Raw genomic sequence first — 2,547 nt, 5'->3', positions numbered from 1 at the left:
GCCATTGCAAACGCCAAACCTATCGTGGAAGTGAAAAGCCGCCGTGTAGGTGGTGCAAACTACCAAGTTCCTGTTGAAGTTCGTCCTTCACGTCGTCTGGCTTTGGCAATGCGCTGGGTTCGCGATGCGGCCCGTAAACGTGGTGAGAAATCTATGGACCTGCGTTTGGCAGGCGAACTGATTGATGCGGCTGAAGGTCGTGGCGGTGCATTGAAAAAACGTGAAGAAGTACACCGCATGGCTGAAGCTAACAAAGCATTCTCTCACTTCCGTTTCTAATATCGAAAGGCTAACAAAATGGCTCGTAAGACCCCTATCAGCCTGTATCGCAATATTGGTATTTCTGCCCATATTGACGCGGGTAAAACAACCACAACAGAACGTATTCTGTTCTATACAGGTTTGACTCATAAATTGGGCGAAGTGCATGACGGCGCGGCTACTACCGACTACATGGAACAAGAGCAAGAGCGTGGTATTACCATTACTTCTGCTGCTGTGACTTCTTATTGGTCTGGTATGGCGAAACAGTTCCCTGAGCACCGTTTCAACATCATCGACACCCCGGGACACGTTGACTTCACCGTAGAGGTAGAGCGTTCTATGCGTGTATTGGACGGCGCGGTAATGGTTTACTGTGCAGTAGGCGGTGTTCAACCTCAATCTGAAACCGTATGGCGTCAAGCTAACAAATACCAAGTACCTCGCTTGGCATTTGTAAACAAAATGGACCGTCAAGGTGCCAACTTCTTCCGCGTTGTTGAGCAAATGAAAACCCGTTTGCGCGCAAACCCAGTACCTATCGTGATTCCGGTTGGTGCGGAAGACAGCTTCAGCGGTGTTGTTGACCTGTTGAAAATGAAATCCATTATTTGGAATGAAGCCGATAAAGGTACAACCTTTACCTATGGCGATATTCCTGCTGAATTGGTTGAGACTGCCGAAGAATGGCGTCAAAACATGATTGAAGCTGCAGCAGAAGCCAGCGAAGAATTGATGGACAAATACTTGGGCGGTGATGAGCTGACCGAAGAAGAAATCGTAGGCGCATTGCGTCAACGTACTTTGGCCGGTGAAATTCAACCAATGTTGTGCGGTTCAGCATTTAAAAACAAAGGTGTTCAACGTATGTTGGACGCAGTTGTAGAATTGCTGCCTGCTCCTACCGACATTCCTCCAGTTCAAGGTGTTAACCCTAACACTGAAGAAGCCGACAGCCGTCAAGCCAGCGATGAAGAGAAATTCTCTGCATTGGCGTTTAAAATGTTGAATGATAAATACGTTGGTCAATTGACATTTATCCGCGTTTACTCTGGTGTGGTGAAATCCGGTGATACCGTATTGAACTCTGTAAAAGGTACTCGCGAACGTATCGGTCGTCTGGTGCAAATGACTGCTGCAGATCGTACTGAAATCGAAGAAGTACGCGCTGGTGATATTGCAGCTGCAATCGGTTTGAAAGACGTTACCACGGGTGAAACTCTGTGTGCTGAAAGCGCACCAATCATCTTGGAACGCATGGAATTCCCTGAGCCGGTAATTCACATTGCTGTTGAGCCAAAAACCAAAGCCGACCAAGAGAAAATGGGTATTGCCCTGAACCGTTTGGCTAAGGAAGACCCTTCTTTCCGCGTTCGTACAGACGAAGAATCCGGTCAAACCATTATTTCCGGTATGGGTGAGCTGCACTTGGAAATTATTGTTGACCGTATGAAACGCGAATTCGGTGTGGAAGCAAACATCGGTGCGCCTCAAGTGGCTTACCGTGAAACCATCCGCAAAGAAGTTGAAGCTGAATACAAACATGCCAAACAATCTGGTGGTAAAGGTCAATACGGTCACGTTGTGATCAAAATGGAACCTATGGAACCAGGTGGTGCGGGCTACGAATTTATCGATGAAATTAAAGGTGGTGTGATTCCTCGCGAATTTATTCCGTCTGTCGATAAAGGTATTCGCGATACTTTGCCTAACGGTATCGTTGCCGGTTACCCAGTTGTTGACGTTCGTGTACGTTTGATTTTCGGTTCTTCGCATGATGTTGACTCTTCGCAACTGGCCTTCGAATTGGCAGCTTCTCAAGCCTTTAAAGAAGGTATGCGTAAAGCCAATCCAGCTCTGTTGGAACCAATCATGGCAGTTGAGGTGGAAACACCTGAAGAATACATGGGTGATGTAATGGGCGACTTGAACCGTCGTCGTGGCGTTGTATTGGGTATGGATGATGACGGTATCGGTGGTAAGAAAGTTCGCGCCGAAGTACCTCTGGCAGAAATGTTCGGTTACTCAACCGACTTGCGTTCTGCAACCCAAGGTCGCGCTACTTACTCCATGGAGTTCAAAAAATACGCTGAAGCTCCTGCTCACGTAGCTGCTGCTGTAACTGAAGCCCGCAAAGGCTAATCAGAAAAGGCCGTCTGAAACTGAAAATAAATTTTCAGACGGCCATTGTTCTTTAATCGATCTTTATATGTAAAGGAATTAGCTCATGGCTAAGGAAAAATTTGAACGTAGCAAACCGCACGTAAACGTTGGCACCATCGGTCA

At 47.1% G+C, this 2,547-nt stretch carries 2 protein-coding genes; both read left to right on the top strand.

Annotated features, from left to right (window positions below; translation table 11 throughout):
- The coding region (gene rpsG / locus ACTHSP_RS19495; protein WP_440346724.1) for a 30S ribosomal protein S7 at positions 1-279 on the top strand (279 nt) is incomplete at its 5' end.
- An 18-nt stretch (positions 280-297) separates the two neighbouring features.
- Positions 298-2,403, top strand: a complete 2,106-nt coding sequence (gene fusA, locus ACTHSP_RS19490; RefSeq protein WP_036491326.1) for an elongation factor G — start codon at positions 298-300, stop codon at positions 2,401-2,403.
- The last annotated feature ends 144 nt before the right edge of the window (positions 2,404-2,547 follow it).

This window comes from Neisseria sp. P0001.S005 (genome assembly GCF_051963715.1).
This window is presented reverse-complemented; position numbering and strand designations above follow the sequence as displayed.